The organism is Parasphingomonas frigoris, from assembly GCF_036663815.1.
Lineage (GTDB): Bacteria > Pseudomonadota > Alphaproteobacteria > Sphingomonadales > Sphingomonadaceae > Sphingomonas.
This window is the reverse complement of the sequence record NZ_JAXOJQ010000075.1, coordinates 1-1,142: the sequence shown is the minus strand read 5'-3', so window position 1 is coordinate 1,142 and position 1,142 is coordinate 1. Positions and strand designations below refer to the sequence as shown.

At 65.7% G+C, this 1,142-nt stretch carries 1 pseudogene; it reads right to left on the bottom strand.

Annotation, left to right across the window (positions count from 1 at the left end):
• A pseudogene (locus U1872_RS22560) lies at positions 1 to 1,142 on the bottom strand (strawberry notch family protein); the annotation flags it as partial.

Genomic DNA, 1,142 nt, shown 5'->3' with positions numbered 1-1,142 from the left:
CGAACGACGTCTCGGGACCCCACAGGCCGAGCCGCACGGCATAGGCGAGGTTATTCACCTCGGAGGCGCCGGTTGCGGACGCGTACAGGACACGCGCTCCGGGCAAGCGGTTCTGCAGCACGACGCCGGCAATCCCCTGCTGGGAGCCCTTTTTAGCGATCATGCTCCCCTCGCCGCCCGCGACGCCGCCCATCTCGTGCGCTTCGTCGAACGCGATGACGCCGTCAAAAATCGGTGCCGGCCCAATCGAGGATCTGCTGAAGGCGGCTATTGTCGGAACGCATGGAACGGAGCGTCGGATAGGTGACGAACAAGACGCCCTCGGTCAGTTTGATCGGCTGATCGATTTTCCAGTTCGACACCGGCTGCACGTCGCCGGACATGCCGCCAAGCGCGGTCCAGTCGCGTCGCGCGTCTTCGAGCAATGGCTCGTTCTTCGAGACCCAGATATGCCGGCGTCTGCCCTGCAACCAGTTGTCGAGGATGCAGGCCGCGACCTGCCGGCCTTTGCCAGCACCAGTGCCGTCGCCGAGAAAGAACCCCTTGCGGTAGCGGCTTCCCGCCTCGTCGATAGTAATGCCCACGCCTTTGTCGGCAGGCTTGAAGGTGCCGGGGAGCATCTGGTTCCAGGCGTGCCCCGCATAGACGACCGTTTCGAGCTGTGACGACGACAACATCCGCTCGGTGACGGTCCGTTCGGGTAGGTGTGCGACATGGGTTGGGATTGGTGCCGGGATCGAGCCCATCGCCACGGACTCGACCAGGGCGGTCGGGTGGTCACCGGCCGTGTCGAATACGATCCGGCTCGGCCGGTAGGGCAGGTAGCAGCCGACCTGTTCGGCTAGGGGCGCGGGCGTCGGAAGCGTCTGATAGGCGACCGGCAGGACGTTGTTGCGGACCGGCGCATGATAGGTCCGCGCTACCGTCGCCTTGGCCTGACGCGCTGCGCCGAACAGGCTGGGCTTGGCGATCGGCGCCATCGCTATCGTGGTATCGCCCACTAGGGCGGCGCGCGGTGGGACGGTGATGGCGTCGAGGAAGTCCCCGACCGAGCTGCGCTGGATCACGACGTGTGACGTCCCGCCCGCCACCTTGTCGATGACGTAGAGCCGCACTGCGATGTCGGTGCCATGCTTGCGGTA